Source organism: Bradyrhizobium sp. BR14999 (assembly GCF_056106085.1).
The window spans coordinates 1,044,657-1,067,081 of record NZ_CM148536.1 but is presented as its reverse complement, the minus strand read 5'-3'; the positions used below and the strand labels follow the sequence as shown (position 1 = coordinate 1,067,081).

Here is a 22,425-nt window from a genome sequence, read left to right as displayed (position 1 = left end):
GATACGGTTGTATCGCGATTGAACCACGCTTTAGCTAAGTTTGGAAGAGAAGGGCTTACGGTCCGTTCGAGGCTCGATCGAGGCTCGACTAGGCGCCCCGGATTCTTTACGTTCCCCGGATCGGCTCTACTCACCTGCCCCAACAATGGCGTCAGCTTGTAGTCCGCTGCAAATATGTGTCAGCAGCGCTGGCCCCTAACTCGATCATTCTGATCGTCCACCCATTGTCTAAAGCCTGTTCGTCCACCCGTTAGTGTTGCCAAACCGTGCCCTCCGCCACTTGGCTACGCGAGAGGGTTGGCGCTCAATTGGCCACACAGCATTGGAGGAGCGCGAGACAACGTTCCCTAGCCACAACGCACTAATTGAAGCCCTGTTCGTTCCGGATAGCGTCGTATGCTGCGTTCACGCGTTGAGCCTCTGCCTCAGCAGCCTCGCGGATTGATTTGCTGCGGTCTGCCACTGTGTCGGGATGGCACTTGACGATTGCGAGCCGATAGGCCGCTTTTATCTCAGGTATCGTCGCCTGCGGCGAGACGTTCAAGATCAAATAGGGGTCGTCGATCTCTTCATTACTCTCACCGCCATCGCCTGATTGTGGTCCGATAGTATCATCCAACACGTCAGCGTGACGTTCCGAAGCACCGTTTTCACGCTCAGCGGCCAGTCGGTTGCTACGTCGAGTGGCCGAGAACGTCGCCAAGCCAAGCACCCATCCGAAAACAGTCGCCATTTCGACGGAACGACCAATAAAATTGGGAAGCGGATTCCATACAAGCAAGTCAGCGCCAAGGCCTTGATAGACGTAGATTTCAAGGAACACAGCGGAGGAAGCAACGCTCAATAGCGCAGCGATAAACGAGAGACGATACGCTCTTCCCCGTCTCCAAGATCGCATCGACAACCGCCAAGCATGATCGGTTCGACGTTGAGGATGTTGCGCCACCTCAATTCGAGTAACGACATCGGCCAGAGCTGCCGTCGCGTTCGCCAGCGCTTGGTTTAATTCCTGCCCTCTGCGAGATCTCATCTCAAAGCGATCCTCTACTTTGAGGTATCGCACACCTTCCCTGACGCCTCGATCTCTTAACCAAGTTATTTCATCGAGCAGCGATTTCCTCGTGATTTCAAGATCGCGCAAGGCAGCGCCGATTTGCGCCTCGTCTATATGCTCCGGGGCTGGCGGTCCGCTCCAGCGCGCAAACAACAAGAGAAATCCAAGAAAGAGCGGGAAAGCGTAGACGCTGAGGGTGAAAAGGTACGGCAGTGAGTATGCGAGGCCCACCACAACGATGGTAGCGATCGTACAGCCCAGCGGCTCCTGTGGCGGCTTCTTGGCCATGCGTCACCGGGCAAATACTTTGGCCAAAAGAAACAAGACGAAAAGTGGCAGCGTAAGAAGGTAGAAGATGCCGCTGATGACGTAGGTCATCAGGGGGCTTCGGGCGACGCGCGTGTCCGTAACGACCTTTGAAAAGTTGCCAGTGGGAAACGTGTAGAGAAACCACTGAGCGACGACGCCGGGAAGCAAAAGCCACTTCCATGCCTGGTCGAACTCAACACCCGGTTTGTTCTCGCGCCTCCAGACCCCTCGAACCATCCGACAATTCCTCGTTTAAAGCTTCCATTTTGTCGATTTAAAGCGGTGGGTCAATAAGCGACAGACTGATCATTTTGGCCCATGGACTGGCGCCAAGTGGTTGCAGTTAACCTGCGGAGGATTCGACGAGAGCGAGGCTTCTCGCAGGAGACGCTTGCCTATGAGGCCGACGTCAACCGAACCTACATCAGCAAGCTGGAGAAGGGGTCCACCTGGGTAGGCCTGGAGGTTCTCGTGAAGATCTCAAAGGTGCTCCAGGCCGAGCCAGCCGACTTCCTTGAGCGTCCGCCCCGTAGGGGCGCTAAGAGGGTCTAAGGGCGGTTGTCGACGTTCAGGCGAGATCGTTTCTAGTCCAGACCGCCGCGTGGTAAACCCTCCTCGGAATTAACCGAAGGAGGGTCTGACCAAAATCCGAAGATGGCCAACAGCGGCGCTAATTCTTGCCCGCCTTCTTATCCTTCGCCCTGAAGTTGGCCTTGACCGCGCTTGCGCAGGAGGACAAGGCGTCGTCCAGGCCGCCGGCAACCGCGAGCGTTTTGATCTGCTCCAACTGTTCGACCAAATCATCCCATGCAGCATTTGCGGTGCCGACGGCCTTGAGGGTACTCTTCCCCTTCTCCAGCTCCAAAGGCTGCTTTCCGTAACGAAGCTGGAAGAAGATTCCGCCATTCGCGTCGACCCAGAACTGCTCCCGAGAGATCCGCTTTCCCTCGCGAAAGAGCCCGATCTTCGTGATCTGCTGATCGATGCTGGACGTAAGCTTGTTGCGCCGTTGAAGGACCGGAGTGTTAGCGGTCGGCTTCTGTACGGAAACCAGAGAGATAGTCGCTCGTGCCATGATGGGCTCCTCGTTGTCGATGGAGCCGCCGTCCTCTGAATTCGGCACTTGGGCAACGGGCAAACCAGCTTTAAGCCAAAAATATGAGCAAACGCGTGCTTGGGCGCTCCTTAGCTTTTAGAATGAGAGATTAGCGGTGTGTTCCAGATCGGGAGATCTGCGCGGCGAGCCCTTGGCATCTTGTACGAGTGTCGCAACGACGCCGGGCTCCATCTACATTAGAGCCGCTCTTACGCTTGATGGATGTTTGCATCCTCGTGCAGTGGTGGCTTTCGTTGTTAACGTCGCGAGTGGCGGACCTGTCCAGTTGTCACGTTCTCTCCGTCGAACTTTACCCCTCAAGACTTGCCCGAGACTGCATGGCCCGCAGGAGCGCAGCTTTTCATGAATTGCGGTCCTTAACCAGCCATGGCATCCGGTACCGGCTTTTCCAGCGAGGTTACAGACACGATTGACCTAAACTCCTCAAGAATCTCCGGATGGTTTTGGTCGAGATAGCGCTCCACCTTCTTGTTGCCGAGTAGCTTGGAGATGTATCCGCAGGCAATCACAAGATGCAGAACGTCCTCACCGTATGAGCTTTCGACCGCCTTAAAGTCCTGTTGAAGCACGCTCATTTCGCGCTCCATGCGGGCAATCTGCTCGGTCGTCATACCATCGATCTTTTTTACTCGTTCAGGCTTAGCCAAATCGCTCTGTTTGGTCGCAGCTAAAAGAGCTCGCGCATACCCAACAGTGAAATTCGAGGCCGACAGCATCAACTCGGCGACCTCGACCTGACGCATCGAACCCATCCTGCGGAGCACGTCGAAAGTCACTGTGCTGACCATCTTGTCTTTTAGCATTTCGACCGCCTCCGGGCTTATACCGTCAAGCATGGTTCGCCGCCGCTTGATGTGACCGATATTGACGTCCAGCGCCTTCGCAAGCTTCTCTTCCGACACGCCACGCGCGAGCGCACGCACGATCATGAAATATTCCTGGATCGTCGCAAGATGGTTGACGCGCTTGTTGTAGGTGAACGTTTCATCGTCATGGGCCAAGATGCAGCGGGCGCTCGTTTCGCCGCGATCTAGAAGCGCCGCACGACGCCAATGACCGTCCAGCAGCAGGTATTTTCCATTCTGGTCGGGTTGTTGTGAGACAACCAAGGGCTCTATCAATCCAATCTCGGCAATTGACTGGGCGACCCGCTTATATCGGACAAGCTTCTTCGCCTCGTCGGATACCTGCTTGAGCGGCAAAATCGATTCAAACGGGACGACGACAATGTCTTCCTCAAAAGCGATCTTAACCTCGGCATTTTCCATGGCTCTAGCCTCCCGTGCTATGGAGCCGCTCAGCGATGGGACGGGGAAGTGTATGCAGCTCCTCCGCCCGCAGCAACTGGAGGAACGGGACCTCTCCCATCAACATTCGCAGGGCATTGACGACGAACAGCAGGCGGCCTTGAGCAAGACCGGCCTTCTTAACGAGTAATCTCTGCCGATCGGCCTCTTTCCTGAAAGCTCGCACAAGCGCGCCTGATGTTACGCGTTTCGCTTGCTGCCGTGGACCTGTCGGGTGTTTCGCCTTGCCGAGCAGGTTGCGCTGTTCGATTATTTTCCGGATCGCTAGTACCTGATTGCCTGGAATGGCGTTGGCTTCATACGCCTCCGCCAGGGCTTTTTGAACGTCGCCGTCCTTTGCTTTCGCAATCTCCATAGCGATTGTGTGAGGAATAAGTCCCTTATCCACCGCGGCCAATAGCCGTTGTTCTCCGTTGTCCAACAGACAGCAGATCGCATAGACATATTCGGTGCTGAAATCGACTTTGAGAGCGATCTGCGCGTTCGAATAGCCGCGCTTCTTGAGATTTCCAATCTCCGAGACCAGCTCCAGCGAAGAATGATGCCGCCGCGCGAGGTTCTCTACTAAGCTCATAACGAAGCAGTCCTCTACGGAGGCCTCGACAACAATCGCCGGTATTTCCTTTTGGCCGAGCGCGATAAAAGCTTCCAATCGCCCCTGACCGCAGACAAGGTCATATCCATGACCGTTGCGGCGACTGACGGTGATGGGCTTTTTGAGACCAAGATGAGCAATACTTGTCACAAGCTCACCGAATATCCGCTTGTTGCGAGATCGCGGATTGATGACCTTAATGTCGGCAACAGGAACCTTAACGATTTCGGGAGCGGTTTCGTCAGTCATGCGGCAACCCCTAGCTCGTTTCGTGCGCTGAGGCCGAAAAACATATCGAGATCGTCGAAACGATACGCATCCAGATAGATTCCGTTCTCTTCAGCGAGCCTCAGCCGATCCTTTGAAATGTCGATACTGGGGAGAAGGTAGTAGTCGAGAATTCCGGTGTTCTGTCCATCCATGCGGATGGCAATCGTGATATCAGGGCGCAGGCTAGTATCGAGCCTCAGCTTCCAGCGTAGAAACCCAGCCTGAGTATGCAGGCAACGCGCGATGACAATCGAAGCCGTAAACTCGCCATTGATCGTCAAAATATCCGTCAGTTCATCGAATTCGACAGTCCCGCCGCCTTCCCTTATCCCAGCTAGTGTTTTCTCAAGCACTCCCGGAAACATCGTTCGCAGCGCCCGGTTCGTCTCGATATACCGGTAATCGCGGCCGGGATCGTAGCCGACAAGCTGATAGGCTCGAACGAGGCTTCCAAATCGCGTTCGATACACGGAGCTTGAGGGCATCTCGTCGACCTCGTCGATCACGAGGCCTGAAAGGTGTCCTTCCTGTCTCAGCAGCGCCGTCAGCCGCTCCAACATTTCTTCATCGGTCAGCCGCTTGCTGCGCTCCTCGATAATTCGTTTGGCGGCAAGGAAGAAGTCGATATCGATCACCGCATTGAAGACGCGATCGGCGCGAATCCACATCTCTGGCGGGTTTATGACCCGCTTCTGTTTCAGCTTAAATGAAACCCGATTGTAGACGTTGTTTCCAACGTATTTCTCGTTCGTGAGTAACTGGTGGATCGTTCCTCGCGTCCAGGGACGACCGAACTCATTGGCGATGCCTTCCGCATTCAGCATGGCCGCAATCTCGGTTTCCGTTTTAAGCTGAAGGACGAAGCAGCGGTATACGCGTTGCACCACACTTACTTCGTGGGGCGGGCCGGGTTTCAAGATGACCCGATCGGTCTGCAGGCTCTTGTATTCGCCGCGCGAAAGATCGGCTTTGGGAACGCGATGTTCGTCGATCAACTGACGCCGTAGCCCGTAACCCGGGGAGCCGCCTTGCCTAAAGCCGAGACCGATTAGACGGCATTGGCCGGCGAAAACCTTGGCCGAGAGCTCACGGCTATACTCGCCCGCCATGGCCCGCTTCATGCTCTTGATGATGGTGGACGACAGGCTTCCGTCATTTTCGAACTGCTCGGCGCAATACTGAACCCTGATGCCTGCCTCCTTGCATGTGTACTCGTAGTAAGCGCTCTCGTCCGCGTCCGGGAATCGTCCCCAGCGGCTCACGTCGTAGACGATTACGACGCTGTAGTCCGCCCGACGTTGCCTAACGTCGTCAATAAGTTGCTTGAGAGCATCGCGACCTTCGATGCGCAGTCCGCTCCGTCCCGCATCCTCGTAGGTTCGAACGATTGTGAGATTGTGGCGTGAGGCATAGGCCGCAATCGCATCTTTCTGGTTCTCGGTCGAATACTTCTGATGGTCCGTGGACATGCGCACGTATTGCGCAGCCCGTGTCGGGTCGTTGGCTGGCTCTTCGGCGTTTGCTTGTCTTGCACGTCGCACGGAAGAACTACTCGGTCATTGATCAACCCAAATTCAGGTTGAGCATCGGGATACTAAAGCGTACCCAAGGGAGAGCTGGAATGTCGCCTCCAAAAAAGGACCGAAAGATTCAGCCTGTTCCAGTAAACTCTTATCCGCTCCAAGTGAACGAGATCGGCAGCGCCGAGTTTACGCGGGCTATAGCGCAAGCTCTTCACAAAGAATTCGGCGATACCCACGCCGCCGTTAAGACCGTGGTGGCGCTCACTAAAGCCAACGAGCGGGCCGTCAAGAATTGGTTTTCGGCCAAGAACGGTCCGACCGGCCGGCATCTCGTGGATCTCGTTCGTACTTCGGACGAAGTTCTCGAGGCCGTATTGCGGATGTCTGGGCGAAGCGATCTGATCCTTGCCAAGAAGCTCGGTGATTCCAAGCAGACTTTGCTCAAGATGCTAAGGCTTATCGGCGAGCTTCAAAGCTAGGCTCTGATTGGCGATCCGACGAGATCGAGTTTATTTCTCCCAGACCTTCGCGCCCAGTACTGCTCGAACTGTAAATATCTCCGTTGGGACTGACATCGATTGTCGGTCTGCAATCCCTATTCACAACGAAAACGGAGATATTTCCTTCATGACAATAGCGCCACCTCTCTGGGACTCAGAGCCCCTTTCCAATTCTTCATCTTCCGCCTCCGAGGCGACTTTCAAGCGCAAGCCAGAATATCGCGATCGATACCGGAATGGCTTTCCAACCGACGTTCTCGAATGGTTGAAGCAGAACGAGCCAGCCGATTTCGCCGAGCTGATGGACCTGCGCAAGTCTCTCTATGCGCGTCGCACGAAGGGCAAGTATCGGATCAGACTTGCTGGCCTCACATCGGTTGGCGAGCAGAAAATGTTGTTAACCGGCCCAGCCAGTGCTGTCCTGATCCTTAGTGACAAGGCTCGCCACTTCCTTCTTCGCACGCTGTGTCGGCTTCGCAGGGCTCGTCGTTGGCAACCGATCCGATATCGATGATGCCACCCGAGCAGGCATGTCGAGAGCAATTGGCTCGACTAATAAATGCGATGCCGTTTGTAGCGCCCGCCGCAGTGACGCTTACGATGAAGAAGCGACATGGCGCACGTCCGGTAGATGACATAGTCGCATCGGAGAATTTCAGGCATTTCCGCAACAGACTTGAGCACTCGTTACTCGGGAGTGCGGCCAAGCGGTATGGCAAGTACCTGCTGATGATCGTAGTGCTGGAAACGAGCGCCGATCACCGGCTGCACTATCACTGTATCATAGACCGTCCTTACCACTGTTCATTCAGCCAGTTTGATGCCGTCGTGCGTGACGAATGGACGAAGACAGACTTCGGGTATCGCCAGGTCGATATCCAAGACCAGCCGGACGAAGGCTGGACAGATTACCTCCTCAAGCGGCGCCAGAAGCGGTCGCTGTTCGATTCTATAGATTGGACCAATTGCCAATTGATTGCTGAGTGAAGTCTCCTCTCAGGCAACCGATCGTTCGCTGAAGTGCAAAGAGCGTCTCATGTGGAGGCGCTTTAATAGCTAACTGTACTCCAATGGAAGCAAATGCGCAGAGTGCCGAAGGCGAAGTCGCAGACAGCAAGCTGATCGTTAAGTCGAGCCAACCATGAGTTAGCGAGAGTTGATAGCCGCTGAGCTTGAAATAAAATCCAACGATGCTAACGAAACGCCTTCATAATAATGGAGGCCGCAAATGGCTAAGAAGGCAAAGAGCGTAAAGATATCTCGAAAAGCTTATTCGCGGCGGATATCAAACTGCTCAAAGCGCATTCCAAATCCCGTACGCCGGTATCAAAGCTCTCTAAGTTGATGAAGCGTAGCGAAGGATCGTTGAGGCAGAAGGCACTTTCGCTCGGAATCGGTCTCGGGCACCAGCGCTGAGGCCATGAGTTGCGTAGTTGCACGCAGGCGGCGAATCAATTCTGATGATCCCGTAAAAGGTCGAGGAATAGTGGGATGCGTGTTCGCCTGATTGTCTATGCAATGGCCATCTTGGCTCTGAGTACTGCGAATGCATCGGCATTCTCGATGAGCTTTCGATGGTGCGGTCTCAGCTCTCCGGTGTTCACGTTGAGCGGTGTACCAAAAGGGACGGCCACACTACAAATCCATATGGTCGATCTTCAGGTCCCCAGCTACAATCATGGTGGCGGAACGGTGCCGTACAAGGGGCAGGCTACGGTCGCTTGTGGAGCGCTGAACAACTATTCGCCGCCAAGTCCTCCGAGCGGCAGCCATTCGTATCAAATCACTGTCACGGCATTTGGGCCCAACAACTCAAATCTCGGTTCGGCGACCTTCACAAGGGAATTTCCCGAGAAGAAGTGACAGAATTGTCGTGATCTTATCACCGTCTGCAATTCTTTTTCTGCTTGGGTGGACTAACTCAGCGGCTCCGGACCAAAATCATAGTACGGACCCGAGTAGCAGATCGTGTCGATGCGGTCGGCCTTGTATCTAGCGGTGAGTTGAGCGGTGGCCTTTGAGGGATTGGCTGCAGCCGGCCATATTACTATTCCCCTGCTCTCGCCGTCGGTCTTCCAAGTTCGATCGGGACCTCCAAGCATAACGTCAACCAATTCTCGCCACAGCGTCATCTGGCCTGGCCCCATGAATTGCCAGAACGTTTGAGTTTGGTCGTGAGTCTCGGTGGTTCGTTGGGACTTCAGTTCGACATTAACAAGCTCACTGGTGCCGTTATCGTCAGTGCGGATCATGAGCAAATCGGCGACCACTCTCTTTGGCTTACAGTCTTCATTGCCCTCGGAGGTAGTGAGTGCAATCTCGTCTGAAACGAACCAATAGGAGTGACCATCATCTGTAGCTCGTTCGATCGAGGGAACCCGCCCTCCGTTGTTCATAGCCTGTGCTATCAGCCATGACTGCACGGACTTCTCTGGTGTAGGACGATCAGGAGCCTTCATCCTCACCGACCCATCCTTCAAAGCAGCGAGCGTGGTCCGCAGTGCAGAGCCGCTTGTCATGTTCGAAAATCCGAGCTGAGGTGTCCAGTTCGCGCAGCTAACAAGGCTTATCGAACTAACGGACGGTCGTAATCGAAAGGAGTGCCGATCGAACACGTCTTGGTAATCATGGATCGCATTTTGGAATTCTTCAGATTTAGCACGCTTCGCATTCTCGAGAAGCGTTTCAAGTTGGACGGTCAAAACGCTCATCAGCTTTTTTGCTTCCATTCTTCAGAGATCGATCCACTCACCGTCATCGGCAAGTACAACGTTATCAAACAAAGTTGGAAAAGCGTCCCGTCCAAAAGTATGGATTGGAATCAGCCGGCTTGGCCCGACCGACGCGGCTAGTCTCTTTAGGTCCGGCACACTCGCATGACCCGAAGTGTGGATAGTCTCGAAAGGAATTCCGCGCTTTCCGCACTCATCCTTCAGCTTTGCTCCAGCACCGTCAGCCAAATAGCCCTCCCACTGCGACCAGATCACTCGTGCACCGGAAAGTGCGTCAGCACGCTCAAGGTCCCGCATCATCCAGCCGCGAAACAGCATCACCATTTGAGCCGCACGATCCTTAAGATGCTCGGGCCACAAACGGAAGTTCCGATACTTGTCGACCAAAGTAGCCACGCCGTTCCTGACGAGATGGATCCGTTGTGCCTGCGGTATGTAAACGGCGATGTTCGACCAGCCTCTTTCGGCTTTCGGAATGGTGGTATAGCCGGTCGCTGCCAGGACTTCGGCAGCGTAAGCATCAATCAGTAACGTGCGGCCTGCTCGCTTTGCTGCCCGATAGACCGTCACCACTCGATCGATATTTTGAGCGGAGCAAGCGACCAGAGCTATGCCGCTAGTCTGGTTGAATCGATCGAGAAATTGCTGCTCAAGGTCCTCTTCGTTCGGAAATCGCTGATCGTTTGCAAGCCTGCCGAGGCTTGAGCCCTCCATCAGCATCACGTCGATTGCCCTGGGTGGGTTTTGGACCAGACGCTCGAACAGAGCTCCTTTGCGCCCGTGCGCGCGAAGGTCGCCCGAATAGAATAATCGTTTCCCGCCAGCCTCGACATCAAGGGCGTATGCGTCAAAGCCCGAATGGTCCACAAGATGAGGCACAATCTTGAATGGGCCGATCTCCAAAGGCTGGCCCGAAACAAGATGGTACGAGGCCTTCAAGGCGACGCCATCTGGCACGAATTTGGCGGCAGCGCTCATCACGGCCTCAGTAGCAGCGCCCATAACGAGCGGAACACCGCGGTGAGCCTTCGGCACAAGACCCCAATGATCGCGGTGGCCGTGGGATAGCACTATCGCCAGAAGGTCAGCGGAGCCGGTTTCCAGTCCATCTACTTCGGGAAGCTTCGCCCCTTCGAGGTCTGGCACGCTCAGCGGCAGACCGAGGTCCAACAGGATGCGTTTTTGCTCGTACTCAAGTTCGACGCATGTGCCACCAATTTCGCGGGTGCCCCGATGAATTCGCAATCTCATTCCTGCTCAAACCTCGCTGTCCAATCTTCTATATTCAATTCAGGGCCCGAGAAATTTACACGTTATGGAATATTCCGAAGAAATATTTTGATCTGGCGGGTTAGCCCGGTCATGCCCACTTGCAGAGACGATCGGAGGGCAGAATGCTAAGACGTCTCACTTTCGCGATAGGCGACATCCACGGTTGCTTTGACGAGCTCAGGATTCTCATTGGCCTTTGCCGGAGAAGCGCGGAGAAGGTTGAGAGCGAATTCATTCTCCTGGGCGACTATGTCGATCGAGGACCTGCTTCCCACGAAGTGATTGAATACCTCATGCGTGAACAGAGCAGGGGGCAGTTAAGGCTTCGTTGCCTGCGCGGAAACCACGACGACATGCTTTTGCTGGCGGCAGATCGCATGCGCTCCGATACCGAGTTGATGCAGTGGTGGGCGAACGGCGGAGAGGCGACTCTGGACGCTTACGGGGTGAGAGATCCTTCGGACTTACCACCGGATCACCTAAAATGGCTCGGATCGTTGCCATTCTGTGTGCAAGAAAGCGGTAGGTTCTTCGTTCATGCTGGCGTGCGACCCGCCGTGCCACTTGAGGCTCAATCCGAACACGACATGGTTTGGATTCGCGAGCCCTTCTTGTCTTCAGACGCTTGGCATGGTGCTCTCGTCGTGCATGGACACACGCCGACAGCCACCGGAGCACCGGATGCGCGAGCCAACCGCATCAATCTTGATACTGGAGCTTGCTTCGGTCAACCGCTACGGCGGCAGCATTCAGCGATGACGAAGTTTACCCTCTATTCTTTCTGAACAGCGACGGACTAAAGTGTCAACTAGCTGCTGCGCCACCTAGTTCTTCTTCTTCGTCTTTCGACGCATGATCATGAGCCGAGTCTTCGCAACGTCAATTTCTTCTAACGTAAACGCTCCAGTCGATTCATGGTCAATAGCGGCTTGTTCAATCGAGCAGTCCAACAAGTCGTGCTGCGCCAGCTTCTCCAAACCGGATTGAAGCTGCTCGACATGATTGATGTCGAGGACTCGCTTCGCCGTGATCACTGCACCTTGCTTTTCGATTAGGTCGCGCATGGCGGTGAACTCGTAGCCTGGAATCATAGCCTCCGCACGATCCAGTCTCGCCAGAACATCCTTCTTGAAGCGCTCCTCGAACGACATGCATAACTCCTCTGTGGGTAGCATCGTTTAGCAGAGGCAAGCAGGCGACGGAATCCCTACACTCGCCGGAAATTGTGGGCGGGTGCTATGGACAACGAAGACTTTATCGAGCTTGAGCAGGAGGAGATCGAGCCGGTAGAGGTCGAGGCGGAGAAAACGACATTCAACCGCGAAGCCTATCTTGAGGCACGAAACGTCGTGAAGCTTCGCAACAAGCCAAGAGGCAGGAAGCTCGAATATTCTTTCGCCCGCTCGTACATCAAAGAGGACGTGAAGCGATCAGAGGAATTCCTGGTTCTCGGATTTGATACGGAATACCAGTCGCCGAAAGAGACGTTCACCCAGGATGAAATCGAGGCTGGGACGGCGAAGTATGAACTCCTCTCGTACCAATTTCACGCGATCAACAGCAACGGATTCGAATGGAATGGCATCGCGATCCCCGACGATGGCGAACGAATAGCATTCACGGACTTCATCATCTATGCAATGGCCCTCGGTGCGCACAGGGGTCAACGAATTCCAAAGACGATCGTCATGGTCGCGCATTATAACAGGGCCGACCTCCCAGCGTTTCAGGATCGCCCAAAACTCCTTTGGCGGTTCGAGAACGTTCGAAATTCCTTAATCTCAGCGTCGGCGCCGATCCGATTGAAGATTTCCTTCGGTGACAAGGACGAAGATGTTGCCGAAGTCAGCGTGTATGTGCGCGACACGATCCTCCTGGCTCCAGCAGGTCGCAAGAGCTTGGCGGAGATCGGACGGCTGATCGAACGCGAGAAAACACGCCTCTCCGACGACGATGATGAAGAGCTCGCGCTTAAGAAGAACATGAAGGTGCTTCGCAATACGGATTGGGAGCTTTTCCGCGAGTATGCGCTCATCGATGCCGAGATCAGCGCAAAATACCTCCTGCGACTGACTAAGCTATACCAGGATGTCACGGGGGAAACCTTCGTACCAAGCGCGCTGTCAAATATCGGAATGAAGCTGCTCGTCAAAGGGTGGCAGGAGCGCGAACGGCCGATCAATCCGGACGAAATGGTCGGCAAGGAGAGGATCGAAGAGGTAGTTTGGGACGAGAAGAAGCAGGAATTCAGGAAATGGAAACACAGGCCCTATCTTGAGGAACTGAGCTGGTTCGTCGATTTTGCGACGGAGTGCTATCACGGCGGGCGTAACGAGCAGCTCTGGTTTGGGCCGAGCTTCGAGGACGATTGGCGTGACTACGACCTGACAGGCGCATACCCCACGGCGATGGCTACGATCGGTCGGCTTGACTGGCGGGCAATCCGTCCGTTGGCTTCGCTCAGCGATCTTCGCGACAACGACACCGCCTTCGTTTGCGTAGATTTCAAGTTTCCTGATGGTACGCGCTATCCGACATTGCCGGTTCGAAGCCAGAACGGAATCATCTTTCCACTAACTGGTCGCAGTTATTGTGCACGTCCAGAGATCGAGTTGGCAGGCCAACTTGGTTGCGAATTGACGTTGAAGCACGGCGTTGCGGTACCTGAAGATCAGACGGACAAAGTCTTCTTTGATTTTGTGAGGGAAACAATTCGAAAGCGCGACGAGGCGCCGACAAGGATCGAGAACGCCTTCTGGAAGGAGCTGACCAATTCTTGCTACGGCAAGACGGCCCAGGGGTTGCGGGATAAACGCGTCTTCAGTTTACGCAAGCGACGCGGCGAACGGATTGGCGAGAGCGCGATCAGCAATCCATTTTATGCGGCGTACATCACGTCATTCGTTCGAGCTGTCGTAGGAGAGATCATGAACCGAATTCCAGCTGATAAAATGGTGTTTAGCGTAACGACCGACGGCTTTATCACGAATGCGAGTGAGGAGGAGATGGAGATCGCCAAGAGCGGTCCTATCTCTAAGCGATTCTCGGAAGCGCGCGATGCCATCAAAGGCGATCCGGAGGTTCTTTCCGACAAGCATAGTATTCGCCAAGTGTTGGGTTGGCGGACGCGCGGCCAAGCGACGATCAAGCCGGGTGATGAGTCGGTTGATCCCGACAAACGATACGTGCTGGCCAAAGCGGGCATAAAGGCGCCAGTCCATTGCACGGAAACTCACGAGCAGAACGACTACATCACCGAGCTATTCTTTCGTCGTAGTGCTGAGCACAAGATCGAGTTGGAGTATTTCACCAGCATCCGCGAAATGCTTCTCTTCAACGCGGATCTCGTGAAGAAGGGGTCTAAGAAGCACATCAGCATGGAGTATGATTTCAAGCGGAAGCCGTATGCAACAGGGATGACTGAGGTCGATGGCGTGAAGCCAATGTCGACTGGCCCAAAGCCGCATTTGGTCTTCAGCACGGAACCTTGGCAATCCGTCTCAGAATTCAAGCAGGTGAGGTCGGTGTGGAACGATTTCTACCTGAAGAACAAGATCTGTCTGAAAACGACCGGCGATTTCACCGAATTCGCCGATTTCTTTGACATGGTCTCGTCGCTTACCCCTGGCTTGCAGCGGTACATGAAGAGCCAGAACGGCGACATCAGGCGGCTAAAACGCGACGTGTGCCGAGCATTCAACAGGGGCTTGGCAGGTTTCGCTGCTTATCAGGACATGACAGCCAAGGAATTTGCGGCGGCGCTGAGCGAGACAGGCTTTCTTGCTGTTGGCGAACCGGTCAAAGTCAGTGACGTCACGAACGCGGCCAAGGCCAACGCACCGTTCACGAGGAATACGACGCCACCAACCAAGGCGGTCCGGAAAGTCGTGGCGAGCCTTAAGGGGCGGTTTCCGGGATTTAACGAACTCGAAATATTGGCATCACCCCGCCACGACGCCATCAGGTTGCAAGAAGCCATCGGCCGATCATGCCCCTTCGTCAATCGGACCCAGGCCACCAGTAAAAGATGGCGGGAATAGTAAAAGTTATACCAGTTATCCCATACCTGACTTTTACTACTACGTAAGTCTCTGAACATCTTACAATTCTGCCTGTCCCATCAACGCGACTTGCAGCAATTGTCGGATCAAAAGGCCATCATTTTAAGAGGTGATGTCCGCCGGCGGCCGCGATCTCCAGAGCCCGCTTGGCGCTCTCCTGGCCTTTGATATCGCGCAGGTCGAGGGACGAGGCGGCGGCTTCATGCACCTTCGGTGAGGGCCGCGACAGCACCTGCGTGCCCTTGAAATGGTTGGCGATCTGAATGAGCGATTGTGCGGCGATGATCTGGATGTCCGGGCTCGCCCAGGCCGCCTCCGAGCCGCAGGCGGCGGGGCAGATCAGGCCCTCCTCGCGTCCATTGGCGCCGATCGCGGCGGGCAGGACGCCTGCGACCGGCGCGATCGACCCGTCGAGGCCGAGCTCGCCCAGAACCGTGAAACCCGTCAGCGCATCCGGCGGGATCGCGCCGATCGCCGCCATCAGCCCGAGCGCGATCGGCAGATCGTAATGGCTGCCCTCCTTGGGGAGGTCGGCCGGCGCCAGATTGACGATAATCCGCCGCGCCGGCAGCGCCAGCCCCGAGGCGATCAGGGCCGAACGGACCCGCTCGCGCGCCTCCGACACCGCCTTGTCCGGCAGGCCGACGATGGCAAAGGTGTTGACTATTAACCCAAGTCTGATATCGACCGTCGTTGCCGAATTTTTTGACAACGACCAAGACATTGAAACCATTAGCTTATTCGTACCTGAGAATCTCGACTGACCTGCAACTAAAGGGGCACGGTCGTAAGAGGCAGCTGGAAGCGTCCCGGGCATATGCCGAGGCGAACGGACTTGAGTTTGCCGAAGGCGGTGAGCTTGAGGACATCGGCGTCTCCGCATTCAAGGGAGCAAACGTTCGGGAAGGTGCTCTCGGTCAGTTTCTTGAGGCGGTTCGGTCCCGACGCGTTCAGCCGGGTTCGTACCTGATCGTCGAATCTCTCGACCGCCTGAGCAGGGAGCAGGTCCTCGCCGCACAGTCGCTCTTCCTCAGCATCATTCAGGCCGGGATCAACCTCGTTACCCTCGCGGATAATCGGGTCTACCGAGCTGGGAAGACTGATCTGGGTGACCTAATCATGTCCCTCGTGATCATGAGCAGGGCACACGAGGAGTCCCAGACGAAGAGCCTGCGACTTTCTGCCGCATGGAAGAACAAGAGGGTAGCGGCCGCTGCCTTGAAGCCGATGACGAAGTGGTGTCCGGCTTGAGCCACAGCCGAACCTAATGCAAAGCTACTCAATATTGCTCGAGGCTCCGTTGCACCTGCCCATAGATTCGATCGACAGAGTGGCTCGAGACGCTTTTGCCAGCATTTCGAACGAGCTTGCCGTTTGCGAGGTTCGGGAGCCTGGTCTCGATCTGGTCTACTTGATTGGGAAGGCAGCAGGACCAGACGAACTCGACGAGGAGTAGGCAAACGCCACGGTCAAAATTTGGGGATGGGGCTAGGGCTCCATCCCCTTCTTGGACCTGATGTGCTGGGACTGCGATCTAGGTTAGGTACCCGCCGCAAGTTCGGATCCACGAGCTTGGACGCTACCTTGCGCGACGTCCGGCACCTACCGCAGAAGGCACCAATATCCGAGCACATCAGCCCCACTGATCCAATGTAGGTTAATAGTCCATACCATTGCGAAGGCCGGCAGGCCCGGGGCGACCTGCACCTGCACGTCGACCGCACGGGCCTCGATCCCCTCAAAGGCGACGGTAGAAACCCGCTGAACCATGCTCGAACCAGCCTGCCTCTCGCGCAATTAGGGGTAGCAGAGCCTGGCGCCTTTCGCAAGAACAATACGGGAACACGCCCGAGAGCCACGCCAGCCCTAACCAATCATAAACGTGACGCGGACACTACGCCTCGAATGCGAGCGGCTCTTCTCAGCACATTCCAACGAATGTCCGCTACTCCTGGGGCTGCGGGATGGGCCGTGATCTAACGGGTGAAGAATTCAAATGCTTGCAAATCGCCGGAGAAGCGAACGCCGGGTGTGCAGCCGGCTGGCCAAGATCCATTTTGGCGCGGGCTCGCTGCCGCGCGACTGCACGATCACGGATATTTCGGATGGTGGCGTGAAAGTGGTGGCGGAATTCCTCGAAGTGCCGCCGCAATTCACCATCATCTTCGCGCCCGATTATTCCCGCCAATGCCGCCTGCGCTGGCGCATCGGCTGCGAGTTCGGCGCGGAGTTCGTCGATTAGGCCTCAATGGACGCGCCTCCTTAACGGGGCTTTAGCGTTAATGGGTAAGCATCTCTGATCAGTCGCCGAGTGATCAGAGTATGCCCAAGCGTCCGTCCGCCGCCTTTCCTTCGGCGAAATTCCTGCTTCCCGCGTTCATGGTGCTCGTCCTCGGCGGCTGCCAGACCAATGGCATCGAGGATGTGACCGGCGCGCTCGGCGTCAGATCTGAAGCCGCCGTCAATGTCGACGCCAAGCCGGACATCGACGCCTTGCGTGAGCGCTATCGCGCCAAGCCCGGCGATCCCAGCGTTGCGCTCGCCTACGGCAAGGCGTTGCGCGAGAGCGGCCAGCGGGCGCAGGCCGTCGCGGTGATGGAGCAGGCCGTGCTCGCCCATCCCAGCAACAAGGCATTGCTCGCCGGCTATGGCCGCGCGCTCGCCGACAACGGTAATTTCCAGCAGGCCTTCGACGTTCTCGGCCGTGCGCATACGCCCGAGGATCCGGACTGGCGCATCCTGTCGGCGCAGGGCGCGGCACTCGATCAGCTCGGCCGCAATGAGGAGGCGCAGCAATATTACGCGACCGCCTTGAAGATCGTGCCCGACGAGCCGCAGGTTTTGTCCAATCTCGGCCTGTCCTACATGCTCCAGAACAATCTGCCGCGGGCGGAGGAAACGATGCGCCGCGCGCACGAGCGCAATCCCACTGACCCGCGCGTGCGCGCCAATCTCGCGCTCGTGCTGGGGCTGGAAGGAAAGCAGGCCGAGGCCGAGGCCATCGTGAAGGCCGATCTGCCGCCGGATCAGGCGGCGGCAAAGGTCACGGCGCTGCGGCAATTGCTGGCGAAGAAGCAGCAGCGGGCGGACAGATAGCCCGCGCTCTTGGTAGATTCTCGTTTTGACGCGTTGTCTTGACGCGAACCGGTAGCCAGTTCGCTCGAAGACGCTTCTAGCCTTACGACGCCTTGCGATGCGGGGCGGATCCGCGGCCCGACCTGCCCTTCAGCTTTTTCAGCAGCGGCCCGAGCAGCGAACGCTTTGGCTTCTTCACCTCGCCGCGGCCGGCAAGGCGGTTCGCCATGCTCTGGAACAGAAGGGTGGTGCGATGACTCTTGGAGACCTCCGCGATCATCTGGCCGTTGTTGGCGGCGGTCGAGAACAGCTTCGAATCGAACGGGATCACGGCGAGCGGCTGGCTCTCCATGGTCTTGGCGAAGGCTTTGACCTCGATCTCCGCGCGCTTGTGCATGCCGACCTGGTTGAGGCAGTACAGCGGCGGCCGGTCGTTCGGCCGCGCCGCCTTGAGCACGCTCAGCATGTTCTTGGTGTTGCGCAGATTGGCGAGATCGGGCTCGGCCACGATCACGATGTCGTCGGCGTTGACCAGCGCGCGCCGGGTCCAGCCCGACCATTGGTGGGGAACATCGAGCACGATGCAGGGCGTGGTCATGCGCAGCGTGTCGAACACCGCGTCGAAGGCTTCGGCGCCGAAATCATAGACCCGGTCGAGCGTCGCGGGCGCGGCCAGCAGGCTGAGGCGCTCGGTGCATTTGGCGAGCAGGCGCTCCATCAGCGCCGTGTCCGGCCGGTCCTGCGACAGCACCGCGTTGGCAATGCCCTGCACCGGATCCTGATTGTAGTCGAGGCTCGCGGTGCCGAAGGCGAGGTCGAGATCGATCACGACGGAATCGAGCGCGAGATCGCGGGCGATGGTCCAGGCCACGTTGTGCGCGACGGTGGACGCGCCGACGCCGCCCTTGGCGCCGACCACCGCGATGACACGGCCGGTGATGATGGCTTCCGACGCCGAGAACAGGCTGCAGATCGAGCGGACCACGTCGAGGGTTTCGACCGGTCCGACCACGTAATCGTTGACGCCGCGACGGACCAGCTCGCGATAGGGCGCAGTGTCGTTGGGATTGCCGATCACGACGACGCGGGTGCCGGGATCGCAGACGCCGGCGAGGTCGTCGAGCCCCTCCAGGATGTCGCGCGTGCCATCGGATTCGATCACGATCACGTTCGGCGTCGGCATCGATTCATAGACTTCGATCGCCGCAGCAAGGCCACCGTCCCTGGCAGTGAGATGCGCCTTGGCGAGCCGGCGATCCTCCCCCGCCGCTGTCACCGCGGCGAGCGTCTGCTCGGTCTCGCAAAAGGCCTGCACCGAGATGCGGGGAACCGGCGCAATGTGTTCGTCGGGGTGCCGCGGATCGTCCGCGTCTTCGTCGTGGATGCCAATCATTTGCCGGTGTCGCTGAGTTTGGCCTTGTCGGCCTCGGGATAGGCGGTCGCAGTGGGCGAGCCCTTGCGATAGCGGTCGAAGGCGATGTCGCGCCGAGCGGTGTAGGCGGGCGTCTCGGCGCGCGGCTGTTCGAGGTCGGCGGGGTTGTCGATCATGGCGGCGAGGTTGCGCTGGCTGGCGCAGCCCAGATTGAAATACGGCCGGTTCTCGTTGTAGCCGGGGTCGAGGATGTTCGGACCAACGTCTTCCGGCCACAATCCGCAAGGTCCGGCCACCGCGCTGATTTTGGAATAGCTCAGCCGGATCGTCGGCAAGAGGCCAGGATCCTCGGGACGATAGGGATGCTGGACGATGGCGCGCGAGGGCACGCCGCCGGATGTGAGCACGGAGCGGATTTCCTGATAGGTCGCCGCCGCCGCGCGCGAATTCGCGGTGTCGGTGGGCACGTCGACGACGACGGAGCCGGTGCCTTCGCGCACCCAGTCCCGGGCAATGCCGGCGACATCCGCGTGCTGCGCGGCCGAGAGGCCGCCGCGCGCCTTGCCGACGAAGATCACGATCGAGCGCTTGCCCTCCTGCACCGCGATCGGGTGGCGCTGGCGATAGTCGGTCGGCACTGTCTGAGTGACGATTTCACCGGTGGTGTTGCACGCGCCCAGCATGACGGACAGTCCCGTCAGCGCCAGCGCGACGCTGAAGTGGCGGCGTCGGTCGGCTATCGTCCTCGTCATCGCCATCGCTTGATCCCCTCTTGCCCCGTTTCCTGCCCAGTTTCTTGCCCCGTTCCCCAGGCCGTCCGCTCGTCGTCAGTCGATGATGAAACCGAAATCGCCGGGCGTGCCGTTGATCGGATCGACGCGGCGCGCGATGCCATAAAGGCGGTTCATGCGGCCGAGCAGCGCCGTCTGCGCGTCGGAGGCCGGCGCGAAACCGTCGTCGGGCCGCGACAATTCCTTCTGGGCGACGGCGCGCACCACATAGGGCGTCACGATCACCATCAGCTCGGTCTCGTTGTTGACGAAGTCCTGGCTGCGGAACAGCGCGCCGATGATCGGCACCTGGTCGACGCCGGGCAGGCCGTTGATCGCCTGCTTGGTGTGCTGCTGGATCAGGCCGGCCATCGCCATCGAGCCGCCCGAGGGAATTTCCAGCGTCGTTTCGGCGCGGCGGGTCTGAACCGAGGGGATCGTGATGGAGTTGCTCGAGGTCGAGGACACCGCCTGCGTCAGCGTGATCGCGTTCGTATTCGACAGCTCCGAGACCTCGGTCATGACGCGCAGGCTGATGCGGCCTTCGCTGAGCACGACCGGGGTGAAATTCAAGGAGATGCCGAACTTCTTGTAGGTGACCTGGGTGGTACAGACGTGGGTGACCGGATCGCAGGAATAGCCCGCCGGAATCGGGAATTCGCCGCCGGCGATGAAGGTTGCAGATTCGCCCGAGATCGCGGTCAGGCTCGGCTCGGCCAGGGTGCGCATGACGCCAGCGCTTTCCATTGCGCGCATCGTGGCGCTGACGGTGGCGACGCCCTTGGCGAGGCCGGCGACGCCGAGCCCGTTGTTGGCGACGATCGGTCCACCAGAGACCGAGAACGGATTGGAGTTGTTGAAGTTCACCACCGCGGTGCCGGCGTTCAGGCTGGCGCTGAGATCGACGCCCAGCTGCTTGACGATATCGCGGCGGACTTCGCCGACGACGACCTTGAGCATCACCTGGTCGCGGCCGCGCACGACGATGTTGTTGACGACCTTGTCGCTGCCGCCGACGAGCTTGGCGGCGACGTCGCCGGCCTGCTGGGCCTCGACCGGGCTCGAGACCGAGCCGGTCAGCATCACGCTGTCGCCGACGCCTTCGATCTGCACGCCCGGCAGCGACTGGCGCAGCGCGGCGCGCATGCCGTTGAGGTCGCGCTTCACCGCGATGTCGTAGGAGGCGACCTGCTGGCCGTCGGCGGTGAAGAACACCACGTTGGTCTGGCCGACCTGGCCGCCGATGATATAGGCGCGCTGCGCCGAGCGGATCACCGCGTTGGCGATCTTGGGATCGGCCACCAGCACGTCCTTGACCTCGCGCGGCAGGTCGATGACGACGGACTTGCCGACGCCGAGTGACAGGAAGCGTGTCCGTGCCGGCGCGATCGTCGCGACTGGCGACACACCGAGATCAGGCGCTTGCATCGGTGTCTGGTCGCCGACCGGCGCGTCCGCGGCACTGAGCCGGTCGGGGGCTGCGAGCAGCCCCAGCATCAGCATCGTCCCCGCCAAGAACGAGCGCGCGCGCTTCCCCCGAATGCGCACGCCCGTCCGATCATCCCCGTAGTTCATGCTATCCCCATCATCACTTCTGTGACGTCAGTTGCCGCGCCTGCACGCCGTAACGAATTACATTCACGCCGGCGGGGCGCTTGACCGCCTGGTCCTCGGGCGTGCCATCGACTGCGTTGGCATCGACGATGCTCCGCAGCGCGAGCTGGAGCGTGCCGCCCTGGCGCGCAGCCGACAGCGTGGCGACCTGGTCAGGCTTGAGCTCGAGCGTGACGGTCTTGCCGATCACGGCGGTCTGGCCGTCCTTTTCCTTCGGCGCCTGGTCGATCGCGAGCACGCGGATGTTGGTCAGGATGACCTCGGACACGATCAGGTCATTGCCGCCGGTCGGTCCGTTGGTCTCGGGATTCTTCAGGCGGCGGGTCAGCACGATGTCGACGCGGTCGTTCGGCAGGATGAAGCCGCCGGCGCCGGTCTCGGCTGAAATTTCGGTGGAGACGGCCCGCATGCCGGAGGGCAGGATCGCAGCCATGAAGCCGGAGCCTTCGGCCCTGACCAGTTCTGCTCGCGGATCGGCTCGCCCTGCATCAACGGCACGCGCGCGATCGAGCCGGCGATCTGGGTCTGCGCCTCGGGCCTACTGTCGCGGCGGATGAAGGCGTTGCTCGCGGTCGCCGCCGGCCAGGCTTGCCATAGCAGGTCCTCGGGCTTCACGGCCTGGCCGAGCCCAATGTCGTTCTTCGCGACCAGAACCTCGACCGTCGGCAGCTTCTCGGCGACGGGCAGAACGGGCGCGGGCGCACTCTGATAGCTGCTCGCCAGATACGCAGCGACGCCGCCGGCGCCCAGTGCGATGACGAGAACGACAATGCGTGCGGTATTCATACGCTTCTACTCTTACGCGGGGCACTCGAACCGCACGTGGCGGGTTCCCCCGCGTCGATGAGTAGGGA

The 22,425-nt window shown here is 58.1% G+C and carries 21 protein-coding genes and 4 pseudogenes; 10 read left to right on the top strand and 15 right to left on the bottom strand.

The genetic code is table 11. The annotated features are described in order from the left end of the window. Nucleotides 1-361: 361 nt before the first annotated feature. Nucleotides 362-1,342, bottom strand: coding sequence for a J domain-containing protein (locus ACR9YP_RS05015; RefSeq protein ID WP_474219124.1), 981 nt, complete (start codon nucleotides 1,340-1,342; stop codon nucleotides 362-364). 3 nt (nucleotides 1,343-1,345) lie between these two features. Further along, complete coding sequence (locus tag ACR9YP_RS05010) at nucleotides 1,346-1,600, bottom strand: hypothetical protein (RefSeq protein ID WP_474219123.1); 255 nt, start codon at nucleotides 1,598-1,600, stop codon at nucleotides 1,346-1,348. A gap of 81 nt (nucleotides 1,601-1,681) precedes the next feature. On the opposite strand from ACR9YP_RS05010, the gene ACR9YP_RS05005 reads away from it, so the two are divergent. Beyond that, nucleotides 1,682-1,915: a helix-turn-helix domain-containing protein gene (locus tag ACR9YP_RS05005; RefSeq protein WP_474219122.1), complete on the top strand. Its 234-nt coding sequence runs from the start codon at nucleotides 1,682-1,684 to the stop codon at nucleotides 1,913-1,915. 118 nt (nucleotides 1,916-2,033) lie between these two features. Here the strand turns inward: ACR9YP_RS05005 and ACR9YP_RS05000 are convergent, their stop codons facing one another. From ACR9YP_RS05000 to ACR9YP_RS04985, 4 genes are all read right to left on the bottom strand, one after another. Then, nucleotides 2,034-2,438 carry a hypothetical protein gene (locus ACR9YP_RS05000; RefSeq protein ID WP_474219121.1) on the bottom strand — a complete coding sequence of 135 codons (405 nt, stop codon included), beginning with the start codon at nucleotides 2,436-2,438 and terminating at the stop codon, nucleotides 2,034-2,036. A gap of 398 nt (nucleotides 2,439-2,836) precedes the next feature. Continuing rightward, entirely contained in the window at nucleotides 2,837-3,748 is a 912-nt protein-coding gene (locus ACR9YP_RS04995) for a plasmid partitioning protein RepB C-terminal domain-containing protein (RefSeq protein ID WP_474219120.1), read from the bottom strand. A 4-nt stretch (nucleotides 3,749-3,752) separates the two neighbouring features. Continuing rightward, a complete protein-coding gene (locus ACR9YP_RS04990) occupies nucleotides 3,753-4,631 on the bottom strand; it encodes a plasmid partitioning protein RepB C-terminal domain-containing protein (protein ID WP_474219119.1) in 879 nt (292 codons plus the stop codon). After that, the gene (locus tag ACR9YP_RS04985; protein WP_474219118.1) at nucleotides 4,628-6,193 is read right to left on the bottom strand and encodes a recombinase family protein; all 1,566 of its coding nucleotides are present in this window, start codon (nucleotides 6,191-6,193) and stop codon (nucleotides 4,628-4,630) included. Before ACR9YP_RS04985 ends, ACR9YP_RS04990 begins: the two co-directional genes overlap by 4 nt. 80 nt (nucleotides 6,194-6,273) lie before the next feature. Between ACR9YP_RS04985 and ACR9YP_RS04980 the strand changes: the two genes are divergently transcribed. The 4 genes and pseudogenes from ACR9YP_RS04980 (at nucleotide 6,274) to ACR9YP_RS04965 (ending at nucleotide 8,538) form a co-directional block, all read left to right on the top strand. Then, nucleotides 6,274-6,654, top strand: a complete 381-nt coding sequence (locus ACR9YP_RS04980; RefSeq protein WP_474219117.1) for a hypothetical protein — start codon at nucleotides 6,274-6,276, stop codon at nucleotides 6,652-6,654. Between the two features lie 510 nt (nucleotides 6,655-7,164). After that, nucleotides 7,165-7,662 carry a rolling circle replication-associated protein gene (locus tag ACR9YP_RS04975; protein WP_474219116.1) on the top strand — a complete coding sequence of 166 codons (498 nt, stop codon included), beginning with the start codon at nucleotides 7,165-7,167 and terminating at the stop codon, nucleotides 7,660-7,662. 241 nt (nucleotides 7,663-7,903) lie between these two features. After that, a pseudogene (locus ACR9YP_RS04970) lies at nucleotides 7,904-8,091 on the top strand (hypothetical protein). Between the two features lie 75 nt (nucleotides 8,092-8,166). Beyond that, entirely contained in the window at nucleotides 8,167-8,538 is a 372-nt protein-coding gene (locus tag ACR9YP_RS04965) for a phospholipid-binding protein (RefSeq protein ID WP_474219115.1), read from the top strand. A 53-nt stretch (nucleotides 8,539-8,591) separates the two neighbouring features. Here ACR9YP_RS04965 and ACR9YP_RS04960 read toward each other — a convergent pair whose 3' ends face one another. Both ACR9YP_RS04960 and ACR9YP_RS04955 read right to left on the bottom strand, forming a co-directional pair. After that, nucleotides 8,592-9,404, bottom strand: a complete 813-nt coding sequence (locus ACR9YP_RS04960; RefSeq protein ID WP_474219114.1) for a hypothetical protein — start codon at nucleotides 9,402-9,404, stop codon at nucleotides 8,592-8,594. A gap of 3 nt (nucleotides 9,405-9,407) precedes the next feature. Further along, a complete protein-coding gene (locus tag ACR9YP_RS04955; protein WP_474219113.1) occupies nucleotides 9,408-10,658 on the bottom strand; it encodes an MBL fold metallo-hydrolase in 1,251 nt (416 codons plus the stop codon). 143 nt (nucleotides 10,659-10,801) lie between these two features. Here ACR9YP_RS04955 and ACR9YP_RS04950 point away from each other — a divergent pair, with 143 nt between their 5' ends. After that, nucleotides 10,802-11,464 carry a metallophosphoesterase family protein gene (locus ACR9YP_RS04950; RefSeq protein ID WP_474219112.1) on the top strand — a complete coding sequence of 221 codons (663 nt, stop codon included), beginning with the start codon at nucleotides 10,802-10,804 and terminating at the stop codon, nucleotides 11,462-11,464. Nucleotides 11,465-11,503: 39 nt separating this feature from the next. On the opposite strand, the gene ACR9YP_RS04945 is transcribed toward ACR9YP_RS04950, so the two are convergent. Continuing rightward, a complete protein-coding gene (locus tag ACR9YP_RS04945; RefSeq protein ID WP_474219111.1) occupies nucleotides 11,504-11,830 on the bottom strand; it encodes a hypothetical protein in 327 nt (108 codons plus the stop codon). Nucleotides 11,831-11,917: 87 nt separating this feature from the next. On the opposite strand from ACR9YP_RS04945, the gene ACR9YP_RS04940 reads away from it, so the two are divergent. Then, nucleotides 11,918-14,719 (top strand): DNA polymerase, encoded by a 2,802-nt coding sequence (locus ACR9YP_RS04940; protein ID WP_474219110.1) that lies wholly within the window; start codon nucleotides 11,918-11,920, stop codon nucleotides 14,717-14,719. Nucleotides 14,720-14,843: 124 nt separating this feature from the next. Here the strand turns inward: ACR9YP_RS04940 and ACR9YP_RS04935 are convergent. Beyond that, nucleotides 14,844-15,398: pseudogene (locus ACR9YP_RS04935) on the bottom strand (magnesium chelatase domain-containing protein); the annotation flags it as partial. Nucleotides 15,399-15,445: 47 nt separating this feature from the next. Between ACR9YP_RS04935 and ACR9YP_RS04930 the strand changes: the two are divergent. Further along, nucleotides 15,446-15,991: a recombinase family protein gene (locus ACR9YP_RS04930; protein WP_474219109.1), complete on the top strand. Its 546-nt coding sequence runs from the start codon at nucleotides 15,446-15,448 to the stop codon at nucleotides 15,989-15,991. A 417-nt stretch (nucleotides 15,992-16,408) separates the two neighbouring features. Here the strand turns inward: ACR9YP_RS04930 and ACR9YP_RS04925 are convergent. Further along, a pseudogene (locus tag ACR9YP_RS04925) lies at nucleotides 16,409-16,510 on the bottom strand (ATP-binding protein); the annotation flags it as partial. A 226-nt stretch (nucleotides 16,511-16,736) separates the two neighbouring features. Here ACR9YP_RS04925 and ACR9YP_RS04920 point away from each other — a divergent pair. Both ACR9YP_RS04920 and ACR9YP_RS04915 read left to right on the top strand, forming a co-directional pair. After that, a complete protein-coding gene (locus ACR9YP_RS04920) occupies nucleotides 16,737-16,982 on the top strand; it encodes a PilZ domain-containing protein (protein ID WP_018644993.1) in 246 nt (81 codons plus the stop codon). Nucleotides 16,983-17,062: 80 nt separating this feature from the next. Continuing rightward, nucleotides 17,063-17,836 (top strand): tetratricopeptide repeat protein, encoded by a 774-nt coding sequence (locus ACR9YP_RS04915; protein WP_438103731.1) that lies wholly within the window; start codon nucleotides 17,063-17,065, stop codon nucleotides 17,834-17,836. An 82-nt stretch (nucleotides 17,837-17,918) separates the two neighbouring features. On the opposite strand, the gene ACR9YP_RS04910 is transcribed toward ACR9YP_RS04915, so the two are convergent. The 4 genes and pseudogenes from ACR9YP_RS04910 to cpaB all read right to left on the bottom strand — a co-directional run bounded on the left by ACR9YP_RS04910 (nucleotide 17,919) and on the right by cpaB (nucleotide 22,357). Next, nucleotides 17,919-19,208 (bottom strand): CpaE/TadZ family protein, encoded by a 1,290-nt coding sequence (locus tag ACR9YP_RS04910; RefSeq protein ID WP_091882540.1) that lies wholly within the window; start codon nucleotides 19,206-19,208, stop codon nucleotides 17,919-17,921. Then, nucleotides 19,205-19,939: a CpaD family pilus assembly protein gene (locus ACR9YP_RS04905; protein ID WP_438110473.1), complete on the bottom strand. Its 735-nt coding sequence runs from the start codon at nucleotides 19,937-19,939 to the stop codon at nucleotides 19,205-19,207. The genes ACR9YP_RS04910 and ACR9YP_RS04905 overlap by 4 nt, the downstream gene beginning before the upstream one ends. Nucleotides 19,940-20,014: 75 nt before the next feature. After that, nucleotides 20,015-21,532 carry a type II and III secretion system protein family protein gene (locus tag ACR9YP_RS04900; RefSeq protein WP_091882534.1) on the bottom strand — a complete coding sequence of 506 codons (1,518 nt, stop codon included), beginning with the start codon at nucleotides 21,530-21,532 and terminating at the stop codon, nucleotides 20,015-20,017. Between the two features lie 13 nt (nucleotides 21,533-21,545). Then, nucleotides 21,546-22,357, bottom strand: a pseudogene (gene cpaB, locus ACR9YP_RS04895) (Flp pilus assembly protein CpaB). Between the last annotated feature and the right edge of the window lie 68 nt (nucleotides 22,358-22,425).